The organism is Campylobacter gracilis (assembly GCF_001190745.1).
GTDB classification, from domain to species: Bacteria; Campylobacterota; Campylobacteria; order Campylobacterales; family Campylobacteraceae; genus Campylobacter_B; species Campylobacter_B gracilis.
Genome location: NZ_CP012196.1, coordinates 2164552 through 2184156 on the forward strand (window position 1 = coordinate 2164552; position 19605 = coordinate 2184156).

At 48.3% G+C, this 19605-nt stretch carries 11 protein-coding genes and 1 tRNA gene; 8 read left to right on the plus strand and 4 right to left on the minus strand.

The window, feature by feature from the left end; genetic code table 11:
* Positions 1–238: 238 nt before the first annotated feature.
* On the minus strand, positions 239–1390 hold the full coding sequence (locus CGRAC_RS10735) for an MFS transporter (protein WP_005872698.1): 1152 nt from the start codon (positions 1388–1390) through the stop codon (positions 239–241).
* Positions 1391–1951: 561 nt separating this feature from the next.
* On the minus strand, positions 1952–3052 hold the full coding sequence (thiD, locus tag CGRAC_RS12335; protein WP_005872699.1) for a bifunctional hydroxymethylpyrimidine kinase/phosphomethylpyrimidine kinase: 1101 nt from the start codon (positions 3050–3052) through the stop codon (positions 1952–1954).
* A gap of 173 nt (positions 3053–3225) precedes the next feature.
* Here thiD and CGRAC_RS10745 point away from each other — a divergent pair, with 173 nt between their 5' ends.
* The 8 genes from CGRAC_RS10745 (at position 3226) to CGRAC_RS10780 (ending at position 12976) form a co-directional block, all read left to right on the plus strand.
* Positions 3226–4359: an efflux RND transporter periplasmic adaptor subunit gene (locus CGRAC_RS10745; RefSeq protein ID WP_005872700.1), complete on the plus strand. Its 1134-nt coding sequence runs from the start codon at positions 3226–3228 to the stop codon at positions 4357–4359.
* On the plus strand, positions 4359–7517 hold the full coding sequence (locus CGRAC_RS10750) for an efflux RND transporter permease subunit (protein WP_005872701.1): 3159 nt from the start codon (positions 4359–4361) through the stop codon (positions 7515–7517). The genes CGRAC_RS10745 and CGRAC_RS10750 overlap by 1 nt, the downstream gene beginning before the upstream one ends.
* A complete protein-coding gene (locus tag CGRAC_RS10755) occupies positions 7504–8961 on the plus strand; it encodes an efflux transporter outer membrane subunit (RefSeq protein WP_005872702.1) in 1458 nt (485 codons plus the stop codon). The genes CGRAC_RS10750 and CGRAC_RS10755 overlap by 14 nt, the downstream gene beginning before the upstream one ends.
* 377 nt (positions 8962–9338) lie before the next feature.
* Positions 9339–9426 (plus strand) — tRNA-Ser (locus CGRAC_RS10760).
* 347 nt (positions 9427–9773) lie between these two features.
* A complete protein-coding gene (locus tag CGRAC_RS10765; protein ID WP_005872709.1) occupies positions 9774–10727 on the plus strand; it encodes a Dyp-type peroxidase in 954 nt (317 codons plus the stop codon).
* A 27-nt stretch (positions 10728–10754) separates the two neighbouring features.
* A complete protein-coding gene (locus tag CGRAC_RS10770; protein ID WP_005872711.1) occupies positions 10755–11369 on the plus strand; it encodes a hypothetical protein in 615 nt (204 codons plus the stop codon).
* Positions 11332–11694, plus strand: coding sequence for a hypothetical protein (locus CGRAC_RS10775; RefSeq protein WP_005872713.1), 363 nt, complete (start codon positions 11332–11334; stop codon positions 11692–11694). Before CGRAC_RS10770 ends, CGRAC_RS10775 begins: the two co-directional genes overlap by 38 nt.
* A gap of 550 nt (positions 11695–12244) precedes the next feature.
* A complete protein-coding gene (locus CGRAC_RS10780; RefSeq protein WP_005872719.1) occupies positions 12245–12976 on the plus strand; it encodes a hypothetical protein in 732 nt (243 codons plus the stop codon).
* 293 nt (positions 12977–13269) lie between these two features.
* Here the strand turns inward: CGRAC_RS10780 and CGRAC_RS10785 are convergent, their stop codons facing one another.
* Positions 13270–15996 (minus strand): TonB-dependent receptor plug domain-containing protein, encoded by a 2727-nt coding sequence (locus CGRAC_RS10785; protein WP_005872722.1) that lies wholly within the window; start codon positions 15994–15996, stop codon positions 13270–13272.
* A gap of 330 nt (positions 15997–16326) precedes the next feature.
* Positions 16327–19068, minus strand: a complete 2742-nt coding sequence (locus tag CGRAC_RS10790) for a M16 family metallopeptidase (RefSeq protein ID WP_005872725.1) — start codon at positions 19066–19068, stop codon at positions 16327–16329.
* Positions 19069–19605 lie beyond the last annotated feature (537 nt).

A 19605-nucleotide genomic window follows, 5' to 3' on the forward strand; every position in this document is an offset into this window, starting at 1 on the left:
ATGATAGTATAAATTCCTTTAAATAAAAATGAGGAATTTGAAATCTGTTATAAAAATTCTAGCGATGTTTGACTTAAATTTAATAGACGAAATTTGCTCGCGAAATCTTGCTTTTTCGCGCCTTCGCCTGTCTAAATTTTATCCGCCAGAGCTCTTTGCTGAAGCAAAATTTTAAATTTCAAAGGCGCGTACTTAATTTTAAATTCTCTTTTTCATTTCTCCGAATTGTCGCGGAGCATTAAATTTCTCGCGTACCCTTAAAGCTTGCACGGTAAAAAATCAGCAGCGCGGCGGCTAACGCAGCAAAGCCGCAAAATAGCCCTTGGTAGCTTAAATATTCAAGCGCCTTGCCACCTACGGCAGTACCGATACCACCTCCGAAAAATATCGCCGTGCCTATGATCCCAGAGGATAGACCTTTGGCGGAGCCGCAACGAAGCGCTGCGCTTGCTAGGACCGACTGCGCACAAACATAGCCAAATCCCAACAAAAATGTTCCTACATATGCAGTGGCAGCGAAGCAACTCGCCAAAAGGCACAGCGCCGAAGCGGACGCCAAAAAGCCGAGGGATAGAATTTCTTTTAGCGGCAACTTCTCTTTTAAATATCTAGCAGCGTTTCCTGCCAAAAAGCAAGCGACGCCGTAAAGCATAAGGCAGGCTCCGGCAAAATTTGAGCTCAAGCCTAGCTTTTTAAGTAGATAAGCGCCTATGAATGAATACGCCCCAAGCACGATTACGCCGTTACATAAAGCCAAAAAATAGCTTCTCAAAAGCGCAGCATCGCCGCGCAAGCTAGCTATGGATTTTACGAAGCTCTCGCCTTTGCTTTTCGGAGCGTCTTTGAAATTTAGCGTAAATAGTGATACGAAAGATACCGCAGACAGCGCAGAAAAGGCTAAAAATATCTCCCTCCAAGAAAATCTAGCCACCGCCCATCCACCTAAAGCCGCACTCAGCCCCTGCCCTAAAAATACCGAGCCCAGAAATATCGCTACGATTTTTTGTCTATCCTTCTCGTCATATGCATCGCCTATAACGCCGAGGCAGACAGCGATTATACCCGCTGCCGCGCATCCCGTGCAAAAGCGAAATAAAACAAGCCACGCTAAACTTTTTGCAGTGGAGCAAAGAAGCGTAAATATCGCCAAAAAAAGCATTAGCGAGATTAAAATTTTACCTCTGCCGTAGCGATCGCTAAGATGTCCGTAAACCGGCTGAAGTAAGCCATAGGGGATCAGATATGCCGTCAAAACTGCGGAGGCGGCGCTTACCTGCACCCCAAACGTATCTGCGATGCTAGGTAGTAGTAGCGATGCGATCCAGTTATCTGCGGCAGAGATTGTCCCCGAGGCGATGATTAAGGGTAGTAGTCCTTTTTTGCAGCGCATTTTAAATTCCTAAATTTACGTAATTTTAGCCATTATAACTCTTTTGCTAGAAAATTTGGAATTTTAGCAAGCCCTGTAAATATGAGGCGGCGGGCATAGATCGCAAGTTCGCAACGGGGACACAATGCCGCGGCAAGTACAACGCAATGGTCGGTATACAATGATGCGTCTACCTTGAGCAACGTGAGCAGTGAGTGCATGTATTTCTAACTCTCTTTTTTCGCGTATAAAGCCTTATGAGAAATAACGCAAATTTAACAATGCCACGAAGCAGAGCTGTAGCATAAGGCAAATAAGAAAAGCCCTAACTTGTAACGCGAACCCTACAATAAAATTCAAAAATTCTTTAGAATTCTACGCGGATTATGATGCCTAAAAATCAACTAAAATTTTAAGTGCGCATATCCCCGTAGCGCACGCTTTTTAGCCACGTAATCTCATCGTTTATAACAAGCCGCAACGAACCGTTTGTATATAATCTTGTGCCGCTAGGTTAAATTTAATTAGCAGCGGAGCCTTGGAATTTTAACGAATGAGGGGCTTCAACGAGCGCTTGAAATTTTAATCCGGGGCGATGATTTTGATTTCATTCGCGCAAGATCCGCCAAAGTCCGCGCCGAAGGGATCTTGGACCGTGAAATAATGATCTATCGCGCCGCATCCGTGCCCGATCTGCTCACCCCAGCCCAGCGCCCTGCGTACGAAGCCCTTGGCATGGGCGACGGCTCTGGGCAGGCTAAGTCCCGCCGCCAGCGCACACGCGATCGCACTTGAGAGCGTGCAGCCCGTACCGTGGGTGTTACGCGTAGAAATTTTCGGCGCGGAAAATTCGTAAAATTTGCCGTTTTCATACAAAATATCGACCGCGAAATTTGTCAAATCCGCGCCCTCTCTGCTCGGTTCAAAACCAGCGCCTAGGGAGGCTGCGGATAAATTTTGTTCAAAAGAGGGCTTCTCGTTCGCAGTTAAATTTTTGCATTCGCTAGTAAAATTTTCACTCGCGAAATTCGCGCGCTCCGTCAAACCCGCAGAATTTTTGAGGGCCCCGTTTTCGCCCATCTCGCGCCCAAAAGCTTTAAAATTTTGCGCCGTATCCGCATCCTCCGCGCCGCAAGCCCCGCTCGCACCCGCAAGATCGCCTCCTTTAATTAAAATCGCGCCGCTAAAAAATTGCGAAATTTTAACCGCAGCGGCGCGCATATCGGCTAAGCTTGAAATTTTCATCTCCGCCAAGACCTCCGCTTCGCGCACGTTAGGAGTGATGATCTCCGCGGCGGGGGCGAGCTCGTATTTTAGCGCATGCAGCGCGCTTTGTTTCATCAAAACTCCGCCGCTAGTAGCGACCATCACGGGATCTAAGACGACGTTTTTCGCGCCGTGCTTGCTCAGGCTCTTTGCGATAGCCTCGGCAACCCCCTCATTGGAGATCATTCCGATTTTAACGGCGTCCGGAAAGATGTCGCTAAAAATCGCATCGAGCTGTGCCCCCACAAAATCTGGCGAAACGTCCAGCACGCCGAATACGCCACGCGAATTTTGCGCCGTAAGCGCCGTAATAGCGCTCATAGCAAACATCTTGTGCGCGCTAATCGTCTTGATATCGGCTTGAATGCCCGCGCCGCCGCCGCTATCAGATCCCGCGATAGTAAGAATTTTTCTCATAAAAAGCCTTTAAAATTTTAGCGCGATTATATCGAAATTCCGCTATAATTCCCCAGATATATTATTTTACGGGCTAAATTTAAGTTTTATTTATATAGTTTTTATTATAATTTATAATTTATTCGTAATAACTATTACAAATACAAAATTTTAACCCAAATAGAGGAATTTACATGAAAAAAGTCGCTAGTTTGATTTTCGCAGCGTTTTTAGTTTCGGGCTGCTCCTATTTCGAAAAAAAGGAGGAAAGCGGCGCGAAGCAAGGCGGCGAGACCCCCGCGCTACCGGTTGGTGTATTTATCGCCAAATCCGCCGACGTGCCGATAATTTTAAAATTTAACGGACAGACCGTAAGCGAGCTTGAGATAATGCTAAAGCCGCAGGTTTCGGGCACCATCGAAAAGCAGCTTTTCGAGCCGGGTCACAGCGTCAAAAAGGGCGACGTGCTCTACGAGATCGACCGCTCGCGCTACCAAGCGGCGTTTGACAGCGCAAACGCTAATCTGCAAAACGCCTCGGCGGACTACAAAAGAGCCAAAGCGCTAAAAGCTAGCAACACGATCTCTCAAAAGGATTTCGATACCGCAAAAGCGGCATTTATGGTAGCCGAAGCAAATTTTAAAAGCGCTAAGATCGATCTTGATCACTCGCTCGTAACCGCGCCTTTTGACGGCATGGCTGGCGATACGCAAAAAGACGTAGGCGCATACGTAAACGTGGGCGAGGATCTGGTTAGGCTTTCTAAATTTGATCCGATCGACGTGGAATTCGGCATCGCGGACGTCGATAGGCTGGAGCTTGATGCAAATTTAAGAAACGGGCAGTGGAAGCAGCTGGGTCGTCAGGTAAGCATAAATCTCGGCGGCAAGGACTACAATGGCACGCTAAGTTTCATCGATAGTGTCATCAATACAAACACAGCGTCAGTCAGCGCCAAAGCTCAAATTCCAAATCCAAGCTTGGAAATTCGCCCGGGCGTTTTTACTAAAGTAAGCGTCGATGGCTTTTATCAGAAAAACGGCTTTAAAATTCCGCAAGTTGCGCTCAAGCAAGATCTTAGCAACACCATAGTCTACGTCGTGCAAGACGGAAAGGTCGCTAAAAAGGTGGTCAAAATTTCGGCGCAAGATACCCGTACGGCGACGATCTCAAGCGGACTGCAAGACGGCGATCAGATCATTTTGGATAATTTTAAAAAGATCAACGTGGGCTCCAAGGTCACTCCCGTACCCGCAAGCACCGATCCCTACGTAGCGGGGCAGCCGAACGAGCAACCGTCTCAGAGCAATGCAGAAAGCGGGAAATAATGTTTTCTAAATTTTTCATCAACCGCCCCGTTTTTGCCTGCGTCGTTTCGATCATCATCGTAATCGCGGGCGTTTTGGCTCTTAAAAATTCCTCCGTCGAGGAGTATCCGCAACTCACGCCGCCGCAAATCGTCGTTAGCGCTACATATAGCGGCGCGGACGCGCAAACGATCGCCGATGTCGTCGCAGCCCCTCTTGAAAACGCGATCAACGGCGTTGAAAATATGATCTATATGGAAAGTTCGGCAAGCTCCTCCGGTGATGTTCGTATCAACGTATATTTTCAAATCGGCACAAATCCAGCAGATGCGAAAGTCAATGTAAACAACCGCGTCACGCCAGCTCTTACGCTACTTCCCGACGAAGTGCGTAGGTACGGCGTAACCGTCACCGAGCGCAGCAGTACGATGCTCGAAGTGCTTGCGTTTTACGATCCTAGCGAACAGATGGATGTCGTAGAGATGCAAAACTACGTAGCTATCAACGTCGTAGATGAGCTAAAGCGCGTGTCGGGCGTCGGAGAGGCTCAGGCGCTGGGCACGAAAGATTATGCGATGAGGATCTGGGTTAAGCCTGAGCTGCTTAAGAAATTTAACGTTACGACCGCCGAGATAATCGCCGCAATAAGCGAACAAAATAGCCAATACGCCGCGGGTAAGATGGGCGAGCAGCCGATGAACTTAGGCAATCCCTACGTATATGCGATCAAGCCTGAGGGTCGTTTAAAAACCGTCGAAGAGTTTGAAAATATCATCATACGCGCGCAAAAAGATGGGAATTTCTTGCGCGTAAAAGATGTCGCCGAGGTCAAACTTGGCGGCGCAAGCTACAATATCTCGGCGAAATTTAACGGTAAAGAGATGGTGCCTGTGCTTATCTTTATGCAAAGCGGTGCCAACGCTCTAGCCGTAGTTGAAGCGGTAAATAAGCGCATAGACGAGCTTAAACCAAATTTCCCAGGCGAGCTGACCTACGACGTCGCCTACGATACGACTAGCTTCGTAAAAGTCTCGATCGAAGAGGTCATTCATACTTTCATTGAAGCGTTAATCCTCGTCATCATCGTTATGTATATGTTCTTAGGCAATCTTAGAGCGACGATCATTCCGACGCTTGCTGCGCCTGTGTCGATCTGCGGCGCGTTTATCGGAATTTACGCCTTCGGATTTTCAATAAATTTAATCACTCTTTTTGCGCTTATTTTAGCTATCGGCATCGTCGTGGACGACGCCATTATCGTGATCGAAAACGTAGAGAGAATTTTACACGAAGAGCCGGATCTTAGCGTCAAAGAAGCCACTACAAAGGCGATGGGCGAGATCGTAGCGCCCGTCATCTCGATCGTGCTCGTGCTCTCAGCGGTTTTCGTGCCGGTTGCGTTTATGGAGGGCTTTACGGGGGTTATGCAGAGGCAATTTGCTTTAACGCTCGTAGCCTCGGTATGTTTTTCAGGCTTCGTAGCCCTTACGCTAACGCCCGCACTTTGCGCCCTGATATTGCAAAAAAAGGAATCCGAGCCGTTTTTCTTTATAAGATGGTTTAATAATCTTTTTAGCATCTCAACTAAAATTTACGCCGCAGGCGTCGGCATGGTTTTGCGCCATGTGCTAATCAGCCTCGTTTTTGTGGGCATCATCATCTATGCGATGGTGAAGCTTCTTGTGCTCACTCCTAGCGGCCTGGTACCTAATGAGGACAAAGGCTCGATTATGGCGATGACTACGCTTCCATCGGCATCTACTCTACCTAGGACGGAAGCCGATCAGGATTTCATCGCAAGCATCGCTAAAAAGTATCCAAACGTAAAAGATATAACCCAAATCACGGGATACGATATGCTAGCCGGAGCGCTCAGAGAAAACGCGGGAGCTTTTTTTATGAAGCTAAAAGACTGGAAAGATCGCCCGGGCGATGAAAATTCCAACTTTGCCTTAGCCGCCGCGCTAAACGGGCAGCTCTACGGCGCCGATCGCAACTCGATGACCTACGTCGTCACGCCGCCGCCTATTATGGGTCTTTCGCTTACGGGCGGATTTGAGCTCTACGCGCAAAGCACGACGGGCAAGAGCTACGATGAAATTCGCGCCGATATGGATCGTGTAACTGCCAAAGCCAATCAGCACCCCGCTTTAAAGCTCGTGCGAACGACGCTGGATACCGATTTCCCGCAGTATAAGCTCTATCTCGATAAAGAGAAGATAAAGATGCTAGGCGTTAAGATAGCCGACATTTTCACCGTGCTAAATTCCACCATCGGGCAGTATTACATCAACGACTTTAACCTCTTGGGGCGCACGTTTAAGGTCTATATCCGCGCTACGCAAAACTACAGAGACGATCCTAATGATCTAAAATCGCTCTACGTCCGCAGCGGCAGCGGCGATCTGATCGCGTTAAATTCTTTAGTAAGGCTTGAGCGCTCGCTGGGTCCTGATTCCGTTAATAGATTTAATGCCTTCCCTGCCGCGCAGATTATGGGTGAGCCAAACACGGGCTACACCTCGGGTCAGGCGATTGCAGCGATCCAAGAAGTCATAAAAGAGGAGCTTCCTAGCGGATATTCGATCGGTTGGGCGGGCTCCGCGTATCAAGAGGTCAGCGAGACGGGTAAGGGCGCGCAGGCATTCGTATTCGGAATGATCTTCGTGTTTCTGATCCTGGCGGCTCAATACGAAAGGTGGCTCATGCCGCTTGCCGTGCTTACCGCCGTGCCGTTTTCGGTATTCGGCGCGCTCGTATTTACATATTTCCGCGGGCTGAATAACGACATATATTTTCAGATCGGACTTTTGCTTCTAATAGGTCTGGCGGCGAAAAATGCGATTTTGATCGTGGAATTTGCGATGAACGAGCACCTAAACAACCACCGCCCGATCGCGGAAGCTGCCGTCGAGGCCGCCAAGATGAGGTTCCGCCCTATCGTTATGACGAGCCTTGCGTTCGGCCTCGGCGTGCTTCCGATGGTTATCGCCACCGGCGCTGGCGCTGCTAGCCGCCACGCGCTAGGAACCGGCGTCGTAGGCGGAATGCTCGCGGCATCTACGATCGCGATCTTTTTCGTGCCGCTATTTTTCTACCTGCTCGAAAGCTTCAACGCCTGGCTCGATAGACGCGGCAAAAAAGCCCAAACTAACGAGGTGAACGATGAAAATAAATAATGCTCTTTTAAGCGCCTTGACGCTTGGAATTTTACTCTGCGGTTGCAACTTCAAGCCCGTTACGCCGCAAAAGCAGACCGGCTTTAAGGCGGATTACGCGAGCACGAACGTTAGCACGCAGTGGTGGAAAAGCTTTAACGATCCGCAGCTAAACGCCCTGATCCAAAGCGCGCTGGAGCAAAATTCTGACCTGCAAACCGCGCTGAATAACGTCGAGTACGCGCGCGTAAATTTAGGGCTGAACAAGCTTGAATATCTGCCGAACGTAAATTTAAGCGGCAGCGCGGTGCGCCAAAATAATTTCGGCAACCGCCCCGATCGCAACTCTCACGGCTCGTATCAGATCGGCGCCGTGCTAAGCTACGAGATCGATTTTTGGGGGCGCGTGCGCAACAGCGTAGATTCGGCACAGGCGAAATTTAACGCTACGAAATACGACTACGAAACTGCTAAAAATACGATTACTAGCACGGTTGCGACGACATATTTTACGCTGCTAGCACTAAAACAGCAGGAGAAAATTTTAAAAGACAGCCTAAAAAGCTATCAAGATACGCAAAACTACCGCAAAAAGCAGCTCGATGCGGGCGCGGTTAGCGAGATCGTATTTTATCAGGCCAAAGCTGCGGTGCAAAGCGCCGAGGCAAGTCTGATAAGCGTGCAAAATCAGCTCTCCGCAGCTCAAACTTCGCTAAATATCCTAACGGGCAAGAGCTACGATGAAATTTTACGCGGCACGGCGCAGACCGCCGCGAAAATGCCTAGCGCGCCGCAGATCCCAAGCGGAATCCCAAGCGACGTGATCCTGCACCGCCCGGACGTCGCAAGCTCGCTCGAAAATCTACGCTCGAGCAACTTCTTAGTGGGCGTCGCCAAGGCGGGCTACTTCCCTACCTTCTCGCTTACCGGCTCGGCAGGATACGCAAGCGGCGAGTTTGACAGGCTATTTACTGCAAACGCGAGCACGTGGAGTATCGGTGGCTCGCTCGTAGGGCCGCTGCTTGATTTCGGCCGCCAAAAAAGGCGCGTAGAGCTTGCAAATTTAGAGCAAAACGCGAGCTTCATCGCATACGACAAGGCGCTTAAAACCGCTTTCGGCGACGTTCGCGACGCGCTTGTAGGCGTACAAAATGCCAAATTGAGACAAGCAAGCCTCGCCGATCTCGTCGCTTCGCAGAGTAAAATTTATTCAAACGCCTCAAGCAGGTATCAGGCGGGCTACAGCGACCATCTGGAGTTTTTGGATTCGCAGCGTAACCTGCTTAGCGCGCAGCTGAATAAAGTGCAGGCTGATCTTGACGTGCTAAGCGCGACGGTAAACGCCTACAAGGCGCTCGGCGGCGGCTTTAGCATAGAAGATAGCGAAATAAAGGCGCTTATCGGCGCGGAGAAGGACGTGCAGCCCGATATGTCCGCCTTCCCGAAGGATAGAATTTTTAATTAGCTTTCTAAATTTACGAGCGGCGCGAAATTTCAGAATATCCTAAATTTAAAGCGCCGCCCAGTTTTTACGGCGCAAGCGGATCGTTTAAAAAATCTGCTTGCGCTTTTTAAATTTAGCCCTGCGGCGGGCGGCAAATCCAAATTTCAAAGATAATCTAAATTTTAAAATGGCCGCAGCAAGGTAAAATCGCCGCTCGTCTAGGAAGTGCAAAGCAACCGGGCTTAGCGGCTCGATAGAATTTCAAGCAGCACGGCGAAATTACAAGCGCTACGATAGAATTTCAAGCGCAGAGTTTTAAATTTTAAGGCGAGCGGTTGCGCGCCGAAACGGAATTTGGCAAAATTTTAGATTTTCGCTATAATCGCGACTTTTAATTTAGATGGGTGTCCGAGCGGTTGAAGGAGCACGCCTGGAACGCGTGTAAAGTGCAAGCTTTCGAGGGTTCGAATCCCTTCCCATCTGCCACTACTTCAATTCATACTCTTAGACTCAAGCGCCTCAATCGCAAAAAAAGCTTCGAGACGGCAGCGCTCGTTGGCAGCAAGCGGCTCTCGTCCGCGCAAATAAAATTCCACGCTTTTAAATCATCGTTCCGTCGCTGAAATAAAATTTCGCGCGTTGCGCCTTAAAATTTCTTAAAATTCCACTCTGCGGCATTCTACTCATTTCAAATTTAGATCTGGGGGCTACGCTTGTAAAATTCTATCCACAAAATTTCGTACCTAAATCCTGCGCAAATTCCGCCCAAACGCGCGTTATTTACCGATATTGCGCTAAAATTCCTTTTAAATTTTATTTTGAAGGAGAGAAAAATGAGCGAAGAAAAAAGTTGCGCCTGTGCGCATGTCAAATCCCAAAACGTAACCGACGCGCCCGGCAATAACACCGTGTTTATGATCTGGCGTTTTGGTGCAGACAAGACCGCCTGCAAAAAGGCTTTCGAGGGTCTTTGCGCTCTGGTGATAAATTTAAACAAAACTGCCGTTACGAGATTCGGCGCGGCTAGCGAAACAAGCTGCGTGCTGGGCGTGGGCTTTGAGGCTTGGAAAATGCTGGGCTTGCCGAAGCCTTTGCCGAAGGAGCTAAAAAATTTCGAAGAGATTAGAGGCGATAAGCATGCTGCGCCCGCTACCGGCGGCGATATTCATATCCACATCAGAGCGGCAAATCAAGCCGTTTGCTACGATATGGCAAGCGAGATTAGAGCCGCGCTAAAGGATGTCGCGACTTGCGAGGAGGAGATCTGCGGCTTTAAATACTACGACGGGCGCGCCATCATAGGCTTTGTGGACGGCACCGAAAATCCCCAGGGCGCAGACCGTGACTTTTTTGCTAAGGTAGGCGACGAGGATGCCGCGTACAAGGGCGGCAGCTACCTTTTCGTGCAGAAATATATCCACGATATGAGCGCATGGAACGCCGCGGGCGTCGCCGAGCAGGAGCGCGTCATCGGCAGATCCAAACAAAACGACATCGAGATGAGCGAAGAGATAAAACCTAGCAACTCGCACTCCGCCGCAGCCAACGTCGGCGACGATAAAAAGGTCGTGCGCGACAATATGCCGTTTATGCAAGGCGGCGAGACGGGAACCTACTTCATCGCCTACGCAAGCACCTTTAGCACGCTGGAGCTGATGCTTGAGAGCATGTTTATCGGCCGTCCGCGAGGCAACTACGACCGCCTGCTAGATTTCAGCGTCGCAAAGACGGGCGCGCTCTTTTTCGCTCCGACCTTCGATATGCTGCAGGCTTATGGTGCAGAGTAAATTTAGCTTTAAATTTAAAGGCACGCGATGTTTTGCGATCTAAGCCCGTATCAGAGCAGGCGCTGCAAAGAGATCATAGAAAATAGAGCCGAAAACAGCGAAAATATCAGCGGTTTACTGGAGTTTATAAACTCTAAATTTAAGGTCCGTCCTATCAGCGCGTTTTACGGCGCGGGCAGGGACTCGGCGCGGCTTAAGATCGTGCTTCGCTTCGATAAAGATGCCGCAAAAATCACCGATAAAAAGTGCATCGAGCACTACCTTGTCCGCACGCCGCTTTTCGAGAAACTAAACGGACTTAAGAATTTTTATATCTCGGTCGAGTCCTTCGAGTCGCAGATCCGCACCGATCTGATCCAAGGCGCGGTAGAGGAGCTGCTGCGAAACCGAAACGAGCTTTTAGCGCCGCTTAAAATTTGGTATATCGCAGCGGTGTCCGACGCGCCCGTAGTTTTTTATTTCACGAGGCAAGATGCGGCACGCCGCGAAGGGGGCGGAAAGATAGAGCGGCTAATAAGAAATTTTATAGAGAAAGCGCAGGACGCCAAATATCTGAGCCACATGGAATTTAAGCTGTTTTTTGACAGCAAGGAGTCCGTGGATCTTGAGTGCGGCGGAAATTTGTTCTATTATTTTAAATAAAATTTTGCAAAGGAGAGAAAATGGATGCGAAGCTTTGCAGAAGGTAACGCAGCTCTCGCGAGGGCTTGAGGAGGGCGGCGTGCAGAGTCTAAAAGCAGCACTTGAGGGCGAAGGCGACGAGGTTAGCAAGACGCAAGCTCGCGTGATCTTAGGCGAATACTATGTGATGAAGGGCGAGCCCGCGCAGGCCAGGGAGTATCTAGGGCCCGTGGCGCAAGACGCCGAGCGACTGCGAGACCAATACGACGACCTGCTAGACGATGAAATTTGCAGAGCCGATATGCTTTTGGATATGATCGAGCGCTTCGGGTTTTTGGCGGAATAAAACGGCTCGCGATATGCGGCGGCAGAGATAAAAATTTAAGATCGGGGCGAAATGCCGAAATATTGATTTGAAACCATAGAGCAAATGCTGCTAAAATGCGTGGCCGAGGGCGGCGAGCCATAGCCCAGCTTTCGCCTGCGCGGCGCGCAATACTTGATCATCGCCTATGCGGATCGTTGCTCGTTTCAAAGATGCGCGGATGAAGCGGGCGCAAACGCAAGCGGCGAGTAGTATTTTGCCACGCTGCGAGAACTCTACGGCGCGCCACAGATAGACGGACGCTCGCTAAAAGAGCTTTGGAGCGAGGCGGATGAGTTTTATTGCTTTGATTTCGAGCCGTGAGATCGCGACATTTTATGCGGCGGCGCGGTAAGCGCACGCGGTACCGATACGCGGCGTTGATAAATTTGAACAAAATAAAATTTTGAAAGGACGCAAACGCGATCTACTTGGGATCGCGTCGCTAAGGCGTGCGGCGAGGTCGGCAAATTTAGTGCCGCAAAATACCCGAGCCGCTAGCGATAAATTTTAAAACAGAGTAAAAAATTTAATGAAAAATTTTAACGATGAGCCGCAAAAGTCGCAAAAGCTGCAGCAGTCGCAGTCTAGGCAAAACGCCGAGCGCCGAAATCCGCCGCAATTTGGCAATAAACCCCTTGTCGTCAAAGACTACAACATCGCGGTATTCTTTATTTATAATCTATTCTTCGCTCCCTTGGCGGTACCGGTATTTCTATACATAGGGGATATTTTCCCATACTATACGCCGTTTGTTTCCGTAGCATTCGCCGTCGTGTCCTATCTCAACAGCGCCCATACGCGCTTTGTTCATTTGACGAACAGGAGCATCAACTACGTCAATAAAGGCAAAATCACGAAATCTATAAAATTTGATGAGATATCGCTCATAAAGCTCACCGCTACGCCGCTATTCGGACATATCGTGCCCGCTAGAAATTCCGCAGGTATTGTGCTTTCGTTCATCGTGATAGGCGTTGCGTTTGCCGGATTTTTACAGAGCCTTAGGGGATTTATAATTTTTATTATGAGCCTGACGGCATTGGTTTTGCCTTTTTTCATCTCCAAACTGATTTTTTCAAAGATCACGGAGGGGAAATTTAGCTTCCGCGCGATCGATACTTTGATCATCTATGACGGCAAGGGCGGATTTATCAGCTTTATGATGAGCAGAGCGGACTTTGAAAGGGTTTGCCGCTACATGCTTAAAGAGCGGCGGATCAGCCCGTCAAAATTTCAAAAGCAGTTTGTGATATTTCAATGAAAGGGCTTATTAAGCGATATCGGCGTTAAAATTTAAAAAGTTGTTTCGACTTCTTAGGTTTGGGCGTAAATTTTGTAATTTCGCATGCGTTAAAATTTTACGGCGTGCACATTAAATAATACGATACGCACGCTAAAATTTTACAGCGCGCGGTACGAAATTCTAAGGAGCACGGCGTGAAATTTGAAATTTCGCAAAATGCCGTAAATTTCAGAAAATTTCACGAAATTTTGCGGAGGCGCGGAATTTCGCGGAGCCCTGAAATTTTAAAAGCTCCGCAAATTTAGCTCACGCTACCACCGAATGCCCGCCTCCAGCCAAAACTGCCTGCCTGCTTCATAGACTAGATCGAGCGAGGTGTCGCTGCTAAGTCTTGCTTTGTTGCGCTTATTTAGGACGTTGTAGATGTCTAAATTCGTAAAAAATTCCACCTCGCCCGCCATCTTTTTAGCGTATCCGATGCGCGCATCCCAGCTGTAGCTTTTGCCGAGATTTACCTTTTCGTATTTATCGTATCTGGCAGGATACTTGCCCGCAGGCGTCCTGCCCGTGCGAGCGATCGCTTCTTGCGAGCCTTTAAACGAGAGGAAGTTATTTACGCTGATGCCGTAGCTTGGAATTTTAGTGATGATATTTAGGCTTGCAGTCCAAGGCCTAGCATAGTCCTGCGCCGGAAGCTCCGATAGCCTCATCAGCCTGCCGTCGTATTCGATGATCTTTTCATCTTCGAGCGTTTCTCTATCAAGCGATATGTCATAAAGGGTGTTGTTCGTTTTCATCTTGATGTGTTCAAAGCCTAGCTCAAAGCCATTTAGCGTACCGAAGGCCTCGTAATCATCGATCGTTTTAATGCCGAAGGTTAAAATTTTATTTTCACTTCTGCCGTCATTAGTAAAGGTTTGATAGTTGTTTTGGTAGTTCGGATTCGGCGCTAGACCTAGATCTCTTCGCGTAGATTTGATGATCTGATCCCTGCCCTTGCGGCTTACGTATTTGCCGAAAAACTCAAAATTCCCGAGCTTTTGCTTCGCCCCGAATACAAGCTCATCCTCATAAGGCACCTTTAGCTCGTTAAATTTAGTTAGAGATGGGTCTTTTGGCAGTTGCGTCCAGTTTTGAGTATAAGCATTGCGCGGGCGCGTGTAGGTAGTGGCAAGACCCTCTCGACCTTCTCTTAATTTGTAGGTAAAGAGATTGCGTCCGTAGTAGCGGTTTGCGCCGAAGCTAATGATCGAATCGCCGTCGCCAAAAATATCGTAGTAGCTGTTAAATCTCGGTGCCGCAGTCGTTTGCTTCATATAATCGTCCCTATTTAATCTTACGCCCGGTCGTAAGGTAAGATCGCCGATTTTTATCTCATCCTCCAGATAAACCGCCAAGCTTTTCATATCTACCTTAGTATTGCCCTTGTAATAGCTTTTTCGCGTAAAAAACTGGCCGCTTCTACCACGCCTCGCAAAAGAATCGTCTATCGAGCAGAGCTCGTCATTCGGATCGCAAGCATTTACACCCGCAGGTAGCGGTGCTATTCCGCCAGCGGTCATAAACTCTTTTTTTACGTTAAATTTAGCCTCTTGCTTTTTAAACTCAAAGCCTGTGATAAATCTATGCTTGCTGCCGCCGAGATCAAATTCGTTAAACTCCAGATCCGCGTTGTATGAAAGGCTCTTTTGAGTCTGATCGAGATCCCCAAAGCCGCCCTCTATCGCTGCGGCAGATAAAATTTTACTGCCCCAATTCTTTACGTTTGAGTATTGCCAAGCCCTGTAATATTCATTCTCTGCATCGCGCGAACTTTCCAGCTTGCTGTAGGATAAAATTTGATTAAATCTAGCAAAATCGCCATCGTAGTCGGCTTTAAGCGCTAAATTTAAACCGCCCGATTTCATATCGGCGTAAGAGTCTTTGACGTGGTCGTTAAACATCTTGTTTCGCTCGGGCGCGTAGGTTACGCTAGGCGTGATAGTTAGGCGGTCGTTTGCATACCAAAGCGCCTTTAGAAAGTAGTTGTCTATATTTCGCCTCTGAACTCGCTCGGTGATGGTCGTATCTGCGTTGTATCTTCTGTCGTAGGCCTTGAGCGGAATTTTACTTCTAGTGTTGGTGTAGCCGAACATCAAGCCCAGATCCTCGGTAACGGTGCCCTCTAAATTTAACCTAGTGATCCACTTATCGAATCTCGGCTGATTTAGCGGAGTGGCGGAGTTTTCAAAGCTCTGTTCATCGCCGTAGATATGGTATCTGGTCCAGCTATCCTCGGTGTGCTGCATCGAAAACTTACCGTGAAAGCCCGCGCGCGGATCTCGCGTCTTAGCCTCCACCACGCCGCCGGTAAATCCGCCGTATTTGGCGGAGACGCCGCTATCGTGCACCTCGACGCTTCGTAAGAAATCGCTATCGATCGCCATACCTTGCGAGACGGAATTCATCGTATCAAACGCCGAAAAGCGCGTAGGATTGCCGCCCGGATTTCTAGCGGGATCGAGATCGTTATTCATATTCGCGCCGTCAAGCATAAAGTTATTTTGCCAATACTTCGCGCCGTTAATGCTTATGTTTGCGGGGCTGATCTCGCCTAGCGTCGTGCTCTGGCGGTTTGTGGAGCTGAATTGCACGTTTGGGTTGGTACGCAGAAGCTGCACGAAATCGCCGTTACCGCTAGGCATCGACTCGATCATCGTCCTGCTTATTTTTTGCGTACCGCCATAGCTATCGCCGACGCTCGTCAGGCTCGAGTCGATGTTGCCGACGACGACTATTTCGGGGAATTTATAACTATTTGTCGTCGCAGCCGAGCTCTGCGCGCCTGGATTTTCTTTGGTAGAAGCGCTCCTGGTTGCATTATTTTCAGACGAATCCTGCGCGGCACTTAGGCCGCAAAGACACGCCGCGACTATTAAGGAGCGTGCAAGCCCCCCCCCGCAGCGATTTTGAGTGGATTTCTCGCCTTTTACGGAAGCGGAATAATTGCGGCCTGCGCCGCTTTTACATGGCTTACAGGCCCAAAAACCGACAATCATCTTTTCTCCTTTTTTGAAAATAAAAATTAAGACTTAGGAAATTTAGCCAATAATATTTTAAATTTCAATTAAAGTGATAACAATTATACGACTTATGCAATCAACAGAAAAAATGTAACAAAATAGCGATATATCGGCGAGATAAATCTATTTCAAAATAAAATTTATCTAAAATCTATGCACGGTACAGATGGGCTTAATTGAGTTTTATTCTTGGGTATATTTTTAAAGTACGTAAATTTGCGGCGCCAAAATTTACCGCGCAAGCGCCGTTAAATTTAAACGCACTTAGTAAATTTCTCCGAGTAAAATTTAAAGACGCCGAGCCCGTTAAAATTTCGGCGCGTTTATCCTCACCGTCTCATCGGTGTCAAAAATATATGTCTGCGCCGCCTCCGCGATATCCTTCGGCGAGATGGAATTTATGATCTTTTCAAAGGTCTTAAAATCGGCGATCTCCTCATTCCAAAGCGCGTATTTTACGAGCGCGTCGTTCCAAAACTCGGGGCTTTCGCGAGCGGTACGCGCCGTGATGATCTGAGATTTTTTAAAATTTTCAAGATGCCGCGCTACGTCCGATCCGCCGCCTGCGATTTCTGCAAAAATTTCTCTAATTGCGGATAAAATTTGATCCGTATTTTGCGGCGCGCAGGAAAACGAAATATGAAGGCTTGAGTGCTCGTACGGGATGCGGCTTAGGCTCGAAGCGACCGAAAAGCCGTAAGTACGCCCCTCGTCCTCTCTAATGCGCTCTCTAAGGGCTTCCTGAAGCACCGAAGCTAGAGCTGAAATTTTTATCGTATTTTCAAGCGAGTGCGGGGCGGATCTGTTTATTGCGGTAAGCGCGACGTCGCTTCTAGGGGAGTTTTGATAGTTGCGCATAAAAACGTGCCGTCCGCTTAAGCTGCGAATTCCGTCGTCTTTAAAATCCTCGCGTTCGCCGCGAACGGGCAGGCTCGCCAGATATTTTTTTATGAGGGCTTCGGCGTCTTTTAACTCAAAATCGCCGCTAAGCACGAAAGTGTAGGATGCGGCGTTGCTAAATTTATCATAGATGATCTTTTTCAACTCCTCTGCGTTAAGAGCTTTGATCTGCGCGGCGCTTAGCGGGCGCATTCGCGCATTGCCGCCGTAAAAAAACTCGCTAAATTCCCTGCTAAATTTATATCCGGGCAATTTCTCGTTTCGCGCAAGCTCATCGAGCGATTTGATCTTTAAATTTTGCAGCGCCTTCTCGTCCACGCGCGGAGAGCTAAGCTCTAAGTTTATCGCTTCTAGCAGCCATTTTAGATCCCGCGAGCCGCAGCTTCCATAAAATCCATGCGAGAACGCGGAGATGTTTTTGCGGTAATTCACCTGCCGCCCGCTTAAAATTTGCGAAATTTCATAATTGTTAAACTCGCCTGCGCCGCTTTCGTTTGAAAGCATCGCGGCAAAACTACCAAGCCCGGGATGCGCTAGATTGGACATTCCGCCTCTGCTTACCGCGGCAAACGAGATGAAATCCTTGCGCGTCTTAAGCGGCTTTAAGATCACAGTCGCGTTATTTTCAAGCAGGTAGGTATAAAATTTAAATTGCGAATCAAGGCTCTTGCTTAAAATTTTGCCCTCGGGTAGGTTTTTAGAAACCAGGCTATCCGGCAGTTTTTTATGCGCGGCATGCGTATTTACCGCCTTAGCGCCGCTTTGCAGCTTTTTAAATTTAGCCTCATCCAGATTATATCCTGAGCCGCTAAAAACGCTTGCGTGCACCTCGCTTAGATCCGTAAGGCGCCTAAATTCTAAATTTAGCTCCTCTAGGCTGATCTCGCGCAGCAATTTTACCTCCAAATCACGCTGTTTTACGGCGCTAGGCAGAACGGCTCCTGATTTTACGGCATGAAGAATCTCTCTTGCAAAAAACGCGGAATTCGCGCTTTTTCTGCGCTTAAAGGCGCTGTGCCGCGAGCTGATCAAAGCATCCTTCGCAAGGGCGAAATCGCGCGCATCAAAGCCGCTATCTCGCAAGCCTTTGATTAGCCCGAGCGCCTGCGAGATCGCGCCGTCAAAGTCTCCGCCCAAAACGGCGACGTCAAAGCTATAGATCGTTTTTTGAAACTGCAAATTCGACCTGGAAAAATTAACTCGCAGCAGCGCGCCTTCGCTAGCTTTTGCCCGCTCATAAATCGTAGAGATGAGGCTTGAGATAAGCTCGCTTTTTAAAATTTTTCTCGCATTCGCCTCGCTACTCGGCGGCGCAAATTCCTCCCAAAACGAAATTTTGACGGAATTTAGCGATGTTTCGTTCGTATCGTAATTGTAAATTTTCAAACCCTGCCTAGACGGAATGCCCATATCCTGGCGAGCGTAGGAGTTTGTATTTTTAAGAGGCGAAAAATTTTGCTTTAGCAATTTTAAAATTTTATCCCTTTTGAAATCGCCCACGGCTATAAATTTCATAGACCTGGGCTGGTAAATTTTTTGATAAAGCTCCTTGATTCGCTGCGCACTTACGGATTTTACGACCGCCATATCGCCGATCGGCGCACGATTAAAATACGCGCTGCCGCCGTAAAGCTCCTCATCCATCCGCTCGTAAAGCCTTGCGATCGGCGTATCACGGCTGCGCGCCTCCTCGATTATGACGCCTCTTTCTTTTACGAGCTCGAGCGGATTGAACTCCACTCCGTCCGCAATCGAAGCAAAAATTTTAAAAACGTCCTTTAAATTTTCTTCGCTAACGGCGATGCTAAGCGTGTAAATCGTGCTGTCGTAGCCCGTCTGCGCATTTACGTCGGCGCCGAATTTCACGCCCAGGCTCTGCAATTTTTTGATGAGCTCGTTTTTGCTAAAATCGCGACTTCCGTTAAAGGACATATGCTCGATGAAGTGCACAAGCCCGCGCTCATTAGGGCTCTCGTCGATCGAGCCCGCATCCACGACCAGATAGAAAACGGCGGAATTTTTAGGCACGGAATTTTCTAAAATATAGTATTTAAGCCCGTTTGGCAACGCCCCCCGCAGGACGGCTCCGTCCCACTCAAGCGCAAAAGCTCCCGCACAAAGCAGTAAAAATAGTAAAATTTTTCGCATTTAAGCCTTTCATTTATTTCTAGTCAAATTCCGTCTCGCAGATATTTCGGCAGACTTTTCTCTTTTGGCTTATCAAGCTGCCCGCCTGCGCCATTCTGTGCTATTTTTTAGATTTGCTCGTTTGACCCGTCAGCCTGCGATATTTCTTAAATTTGCCAACTTTTAACCCGCCTGTTTGCTGTGCCAAACCCGGTCTGCTTCGCTAGTTTACCGGCTCTAGCTCCATACCGAGCAACTTCTCTCGTTTGGCGCATCGCCCAAATCGGCAAATGCATCGATCTTGCTCTGCGCTGAGGCGGCGGCGCGACAGCATAGCGGCGCGGGCGCAAATTTTAAAATTTACTTGCACCAGGGCTAAATTTAAAAAGCGCAAATCGGTAAATTTTAAAATTTTGCGCTAAACGCGGCGAGCTGCTAAGCTTTGAAATTTTATAACTAAATTTCGCAATTATCTTTCACAGTCGCTTTTATGTCCAGACGGACAAATATTTAAATTTGACATCGCTTTTTTCTTGCTGCTCGCTATTTTAATACGGA